This is a genomic window from Ferrovibrio sp. (genome assembly GCF_029255545.1).
Lineage (GTDB): Bacteria > Pseudomonadota > Alphaproteobacteria > Ferrovibrionales > Ferrovibrionaceae > Ferrovibrio.
Genome location: NZ_JANLJJ010000086.1, coordinates 17,078 through 24,118, shown reverse-complemented (window position 1 = coordinate 24,118; position 7,041 = coordinate 17,078). Strand labels below are relative to the sequence as shown.

The following is a 7,041-nucleotide window of genomic DNA, read 5'->3' as shown; positions in this document are numbered from 1 at the left end:
TCGAAGACCAGTTCGTCATGCACCTGCAGCAGCATGCGGGTCTTGAGGCCGGCTTTCTCAAGGGCTGCCGGCAGCTTCACCATGGCATGCTTGATGATGTCGGCGGCCGAGCCCTGGATCGGCGCGTTGATCGAGGCGCGTTCCAGGAAGGCGCGTTCGGCTGGATTTTTCGTGTTGATGTTGGGGAAATGCACGCGCCGGCCGAACAGGGTTGAAACGTAACCCTGCTCCTTCACCTGGCGTTTCGTGCGGTCCATATAGTCGCGGATGCCGGGATACCGCTGGAAATAGGCCTCGATGTAGCTCTGCGCCTCGCGCTGTGGGATGCCGAGCTGGGCCGCCAGGCCAAAGGCGCTCATGCCGTAGATGATCCCGAAATTAATCGCCTTGGCGGCGCGGCGCACCATCGGGTCCATGCCTTCCACCGGCGTGTTGAACACCTGGGATGCGGTCAGCGCGTGGATGTCGACGCCGTCGCGGAAGGCCTGCTTCAGCGCGCCGATATCGGCGATATGGGCCAGGATGCGCAGCTCGATCTGCGAATAATCGGCCGAAATCAGCACATGACCCGGCTCGGCCACGAAGGCGCGGCGGATCTTGCGGCCTTCCTCGCTGCGGATCGGGATATTCTGCAGGTTCGGATCGTTGGAAGCGAAACGCCCGGTATTGGTGGACGAGATCGAATACGAGGTATGCACCCGCCCGGTGCGCGGATTGATCGAGGCCACCAGCGCGTCGGTATAGGTGCTTTTCAGCTTCTGCAGCTGGCGCCAGTCCAGCACCACGCGCGGCAGCTCATGTCCCTGCGCGGCCAGTTCCTCCAGCACGTCGGCCCCGGTGGAATAGGCGCCGGTCTTGCCCTTCTTGCCGCCGGGCAACGACATCTTGTCGAACAGGATTTCGCCCAGCTGCTTGGGCGAACCGATATTGAAGTTTTCCTCGGCCAGGTCATGCGCCTTCTTTTCGAAGGCCTCCATGCGCTGCGCGAAATCGGCAGAGAGACGATTGAGCTCGGCGGGATCGACCTTGATGCCGGCGCATTCCATGGCAGCCACCACGGTCGGCAGGCCACGTTCCACCGTCTCGTACAAAGTCACCTGTTTTTCGGCCAGCAGGCGGGGCTTCAGCACATGATAAAGCCGCAGGGTGATATCGGCATCCTCGGCGGCATAGTCGCGCGCCTTGTCCAGCGCCACCTCGGCAAAGGAAATGCGGCTGCGCCCGGTGCCAGTCACCTCGTCATAGCTGATCGGCTTGTGGCCCAGATGCAGCTCGGAAAGTTCGTCCATGCCGTGGCCGTGTTTGCCGGCATCCAATACATAGGAGATCAGCATGGTGTCGTCGTAGGACACGATCTCCAGGCCGTATTTGGCCAGCACCGCCATGTCGTATTTGATGTTCTGGCCGATTTTCAGCACGCTCGGATCGCCCAGCAAGGGTTTGAGTTCAGCTAGCGCATCGTCCAGCGTTATCTGCTTCGGCGTGCCCTCGCCGCTCAAATCCAGCCCGCCGCCGCCGGGCGGTATATGCCCCACCGGCACATAGCAGGCCTCATGGGGCTCGATGCTGAGGCTGAATCCCACCAGTTCGGCATGGGTGGGCGAGAGATTGGTGGTTTCGGTATCAAACGCGACGATGCCGGCTTCGGTGGCGCGTGCGATCCAGCCGCGCAGGCTGTCGATATCCTGCACCAGCGTATAGCTGGCCGGCTTGTCCGTTGACGGCGGCGTTTCCGGCCCGCCTTCGCCTTCGAAAGCGACCGGCGCCGGCGCCTTGCGTGGACCATTGCCATCCATGTCTGCCGTGCCGCGCAGTTTCAGCCGGCTTTCGATGCGGCTGGTCAGGCTGCGGAATTCCATCTCGTCGAGGAAGGTTTTCAGCTTCGGCCATTCCACGGGGCCGAGCGTGAGGGCATCGAGGCCCAGATCGAGCGGCACGTCGTCTTTCAGCCGCACCAGCTCGCGCGAGACGCGCGCCTTGTCGGCATTGGTCAGCAGGGTTTCGCGCCGCTTGGGCTGTTTGATCTCGGCGGCGCGGGCCAGCAGCGTATCGAGGTCGCCGAACGTGTTGATCAGCTCGGCCGCCGTCTTGATGCCGATGCCGGGCACGCCGGGCACGTTGTCGGTACTGTCGCCGGCCAGCGACTGCACGTCCACCACCTTGTCGGGCGCAACGCCGAATTTCTCCATTACCTCGTCAGGGCCGATGGCGCGGTCCTTCATCGGGTCGAGCATGCCGACGCCGTCGCGCACAAGCTGCATCAGGTCCTTGTCGGAGGAAACGACCACCACCTCCATGTCCGCCGCGCGCGCCAGCTTGGCATAGGTGGCGATCAGGTCGTCGGCCTCGAAGCCGTCCTTCTCGATGGCGGCCAGGCCAAAGGCGCGGGTGGCGCGGCGGATCGGCTCGAATTGTGGAATCAGGTCTTCCGGCGTCTCGGCGCGGTTGGCCTTGTATTCGGGATAGATCTCGTTGCGGAAATTCGCCCGCGCGGCGTCGAAGATCACCGCCATGTGGCTGACGGCCTCGTCATGCTCGGCCTTGTCGCGCAGGCTTGAGAGCATGTTGCAGAAGCCCGACACGGCGCCCACCGGCATGCCGTCGGACTTGCGCGTCAGCGGCGGCAACGCGTGATAGGCCCGGAAGATATAGCCCGAGCCGTCGACCAGATAGAGGCGGTGTTTGGATGCCATGCCCTGAAACGCGGGCCCGGTCAGTGGCCGTGGGCGTGTGCGCCCTCTTTCAGCACATAGAGGCGGCCGCAATAGGGGCAGTCGATCTCGTGCTTCTCGCCCATGTTCAGGTAGACGCGCGGATGGCCCAGAGCCCCCCCCACACTACTGGCACCGCCGTCGCAGGCCACCACGGGGCTATCCACTTCGATGGTTTCAACAGGGGCACGTGCCGGGGATTGCATCGTTACACTCCGCAGAAAAGGGCGAAATCCGGTCTGGAGGGCAGGGGTCGGTTTGACCCGTTCCCCGCCCGGTGGTACCTACCGCGATACCTACCCCAGCAGGCCCCGTTCCGCCAGTCTTTCAGGCCCATAAGGCTCCAGACCATGTCCGAATCCGCCGCCGTTTCCGGCTCTGCCTCGCCGGCCATTTCCGTCCGCGACCTGGTGAAGGTCTACGGGGCCGGAACGCGCAGCGAAAAGCGCGCGCTGAATGGCATCGCGCTGGATATCCCGCGCGGCTCTTTCTTTGGCCTGCTCGGGCCGAACGGCGCCGGCAAGTCCACGCTGATCAATATCCTGGCCGGCCTGGTGCGCAAGACCTCAGGGTCCGCCGCGATCTGGGGCTTTGATATCGACGCCGATCCGCGCCGGGCACGGGCCGCCATCGGCGTGGTGCCGCAGGAGCTCAACCTCGATCCGTTTTTCACGCCGCGCGAGGCGATGGAATTCCAGGCCGGCCTGTATGGCGTGCCGAAAGCCGAGCGCCGCACCGATGAAATCCTCGCCGCCGTGGGCCTCTCCGACAAGGCCAATGCCTATGCCCGTACGCTGTCGGGCGGCATGCGCCGCCGCCTGCTGGTGGCCAAGGCGCTGGTGCATAATCCCCCCGTACTGGTACTGGATGAACCCACCGCCGGCGTGGATATCGAGCTGCGCCAGCAGCTCTGGGCCTATGTGCGCGAGCTCAACCGCGCCGGCACCACGGTGGTGCTCACTACCCATTACCTGGAAGAGGCCGAGGCGCTCTGCGACCATATCGCCATCATCAACCATGGCAGCGTGGTGGCCCATGACGCGACGCCGAAGCTGCTCTCGCGGCTCGACCGCAAGGATGTGATCGTCACCCTGGATGCCGATCTGGCCGCCGTGCCGCCTTCGCTTGCGGAACTCAATGCCGAACTGCTCGGTCCCCGCCGCCTGCGCCTGCATTACCGCCCCAGCCAGCAGCCGTTTTCCACGGTGCTGGCCCGCATCCAGCAGGCCGGGCTCGCCATCCACGATCTCTCCACCCAGGAAGCCGACCTGGAAGACCTGTTCCTGGAGCTGACGCGCAGCCGGGCGGCGTAACAGTCGCCATTGCGGCAGCCATTTTCGGTGCCTTGAGCGGATCGGCACAGAAATCGAGCGGCGCGGCACAACGGCCTGGCCGAAACTGTCTATCTGTGGACGGGTCCTCAACGGAAAGGCCCGCCCCATGCTCATTGTCCATCACCTCGGCATCTCGCAATCCGACCGCGTCGTCTGGCTCTGCGAGGAACTGGGCATCCCCTACCAGCTCAGGCGCTACGACCGCGACCCGCAGACCCGGCTGGCCCCGGCCGCCTATCGCGCGCTGACGCAGTTTGGCACCGCGCCGGTGATCGATGATGGCGGCCTCGTGCTGGGCGAATCCGGCGCCATCGTCGAATACATCGCGCAGACCTACGGCAATGGCCGGCTGATCCTGCGACATGGCGCGCCCGGCTATGCCGATTTCCTGTTCTGGTTCCACTTCGCCAATGGCTCGTTCATGCCGGCCGCGCTGATCGATTCGATGGTCAGCCGCATGGATGGTAACCCGGATGGCGTGACGACGGCTCTGCGCGCGCGCTTTGACCGCGCCTACGACCTGATCGAGGAACGGCTCGGGAGCGTGCCCTATCTGGGCGGCGATGATTTCACTGCCGCCGACATCATGATCCTGTTTCCGCTCACCACCATGCGATTCTTCTCGCGCCGCGATATCGGCCCCTATCCCCATATCCGCGCCTATCTCCAGCGCATCGGGGCGCGCCCCGCTTTCCAGCGCGCCATGCAGAAGGCCGAGCCCGGGCTTGATCTGGAAACCGTGCTGGCCTGACGGTCATGAACACTTCCCGGGGCCTGCGTCTGGGTTATGCTCGTGGCATGACGGATGCGCGCGATGCCCAGGATGGAACTGACCCGCACGGCCAGGGCATTCTGGCGCGCCCCGGCGTCGGGCTCACCGCGCGCGTCGTCCAGCGCGGCGATCTGCGCTTCAGCCGCATCGTCAACGACCGTCCGGCGCTGATTCTGCTGCGCCACGGTGCCAAGACGCTGCAATCCGCCGGCGGGTTATGGTCGATCCGGGGCGGCGAGGCCATCGCCATTGCCGGCGGCCAGACGTTTGATGTCACCAATCGCCTGTCCGACCGGGGCCTCTATGAAGCGTGCTGGCTGATCTGGGGCCCGGCGGTGATCGAAGGTTTTGAGCGGAACGCGACGGCATTGGCCCCTCCGCTGGCCGGGGCGGCCGTGCTGGATCGGCTCGACGCGGATTTCACCGCCGCCTTCGATCGTGCCATCGCGGCCATAACGAATACACGGCATATCCCTGAGGATGTGGCCGCACACCGGGTGGCCGAGATGCTGCTCTGGCTGGCCCATCGCGGCATCCGTTTTTCACCAACCGAAGACGTCACCCTGGCGATGAAACTGCGCCGGCTGTTCGTGACCGACCTTGCCGCGTCCTGGACGGCCGCCATTGTGGCGAAACGCCTGGCGATGAGCGAAGCCACGCTGCGCCGGCGCCTGGCCGCCGAAGGCACCACGCTCGGCGACCTGCTCACAGACGTACGCATGTCAACCGCGATGGTGCTGCTGCAATCGACGGATTTCGCCGTCAACCGCATCGCGCTTGAAGTGGGCTATGAATCGGCCTCGCGCTTCGCCATCCGCTTCCGCGACCGCTTCGGCTTTCCGCCGACGGCGATACGCGGGCATGCGCGCGATCTGCGCTCTGGTGAAGAGATGGCGACACGGAATGAGGTTGATCAGGCACAAGGCATGCGCGGATTGCCGCCGGATTTCACTACCCGGTCTTAACCTCCTCTTAACCCCAACCGATTCTGATCGACGTGATGTTCCACCGGTCGCCGCGAGTCGCGGCGGCGCAACGAGGAGGACAGCGTCATGGATGGCACTGTTGTTCAATCGCTTCCCAGCCGCCAGTCGGGCCAGTACTGGGATGCCGCCGCCACCAACTGGGAAGAGGAAATCTTTTCCTCCTTCCACAACGACCGCAAAGGCGTGATCCTCTCGGCGCTGAAAGACGCGGCCGATGCCAAGGCATCAATCGCCGATTTCGGCTGCGGCGTCGGCATCTATCTGCCGGCGCTGGGCCGCCTGTTCGGGCAGGTGCATGGTTTCGAGCAGTCGGCCGCCTGCGTCGATGTCGCACGCCAAAAGACGCGCGGGCAGGGCAATATCGCGGTGCATGTCGCCAGCACCGCGCTGCAATCCTGGCGCGGCCGCTTCGATGCCGTGCTCTGCGCCAATGCCGCCATCCATCCGCGCCGCGCCATCTGGCAGGGCGTGCTGGATTCCGCCCGCGCCCTGCTGCGCGAAAAGGGCAGGCTCATCCTGGTGGTGCCGGCTCTGGGGTCGGCCAGACTGCTGGCCAGGGCCGAGCGTAACGCCGCCGCGCCGCGCATCATCGTCAAACCCGACGCGCCCGATGGCAGCAGCGGCGTGTCCATCGACGGGGTTTCGACCAAACATTTTACGGCCGCCGAGCTCAAGCGCGAACTTGGTGCGCTCGGCTTCCGCGCCATTCGCGCGCGCAAGGTGGAATATTCCTGGGCCTGCCACAGCATCCGCCCGCCCAGGGAGCTGAGTGCCGAGAAACCCTGGGACTGGCTGGTGACGGCCAGGCTTTAGCGGCAGGCTGTAAAGGCCACCGGCCCTGCCTTGTAATGTTCGCTTTATGTACTATGTGATCCGGGCCGGCAACGCGCGCAGGCGGCGGCCGCGCGTACCCGTTCCAATGAAATCAAGAGGATAGCATAGCAAAACCATCGCAAAACGACGCAAAACACGCGCCCCGCGACGCAAAGCCGGTGTTGTAAGAGTCCAAATCTCCGGCCGGCGTGGCTGTCGGCTGCGGGATGCGGAATCTGCCTGTCTTTCCGGGCCTCTGGCGCCGTGGCCCATGAGGCGGCCCGCCTTGCTTTCCGGCTCGGCTCTCGGCTATGGTCCGGCCGCCGGCCCCGCCGGCCCGATATCCAGGCACCCGTAGCTCAGCTGGATAGAGCGCTGCCCTCCGAAGGCAGAGGCCACAAGTTCGAATCTTGTCGGGTGCACCA

The 7,041-nt window shown here is 64.9% G+C and carries 6 protein-coding genes and 1 tRNA gene; 5 read left to right on the top strand and 2 right to left on the bottom strand.

Annotated features, from left to right (window positions below; translation table 11 throughout):
• Together polA and Q1J79_RS17070 are read right to left on the bottom strand one after the other, a co-directional pair.
• The coding region (polA, locus tag Q1J79_RS17075) for a DNA polymerase I (RefSeq protein WP_300302722.1) at positions 1 to 2,693 on the bottom strand (2,693 nt) is incomplete at its 3' end.
• A 20-nt stretch (positions 2,694 to 2,713) separates the two neighbouring features.
• Positions 2,714 to 2,917, bottom strand: a complete 204-nt coding sequence (locus Q1J79_RS17070; protein ID WP_300302720.1) for a zinc-finger domain-containing protein — start codon at positions 2,915 to 2,917, stop codon at positions 2,714 to 2,716.
• Positions 2,918 to 3,061: 144 nt separating this feature from the next.
• Here Q1J79_RS17070 and Q1J79_RS17065 point away from each other — a divergent pair, with 144 nt between their 5' ends.
• From Q1J79_RS17065 to Q1J79_RS17045, 5 genes are all read left to right on the top strand, one after another.
• On the top strand, positions 3,062 to 4,024 hold the full coding sequence (locus Q1J79_RS17065; RefSeq protein WP_300302718.1) for an ABC transporter ATP-binding protein: 963 nt from the start codon (positions 3,062 to 3,064) through the stop codon (positions 4,022 to 4,024).
• A gap of 127 nt (positions 4,025 to 4,151) precedes the next feature.
• Positions 4,152 to 4,796: a glutathione S-transferase family protein gene (locus tag Q1J79_RS17060; protein ID WP_300302716.1), complete on the top strand. Its 645-nt coding sequence runs from the start codon at positions 4,152 to 4,154 to the stop codon at positions 4,794 to 4,796.
• 5 nt (positions 4,797 to 4,801) lie between these two features.
• The gene (locus Q1J79_RS17055; RefSeq protein ID WP_300302714.1) at positions 4,802 to 5,782 is read left to right on the top strand and encodes a helix-turn-helix domain-containing protein; all 981 of its coding nucleotides are present in this window, start codon (positions 4,802 to 4,804) and stop codon (positions 5,780 to 5,782) included.
• A gap of 87 nt (positions 5,783 to 5,869) precedes the next feature.
• Entirely contained in the window at positions 5,870 to 6,616 is a 747-nt protein-coding gene (locus Q1J79_RS17050; RefSeq protein WP_300302712.1) for a bifunctional 2-polyprenyl-6-hydroxyphenol methylase/3-demethylubiquinol 3-O-methyltransferase UbiG, read from the top strand.
• A gap of 348 nt (positions 6,617 to 6,964) precedes the next feature.
• A tRNA-Arg gene (locus Q1J79_RS17045) sits at positions 6,965 to 7,041 on the top strand.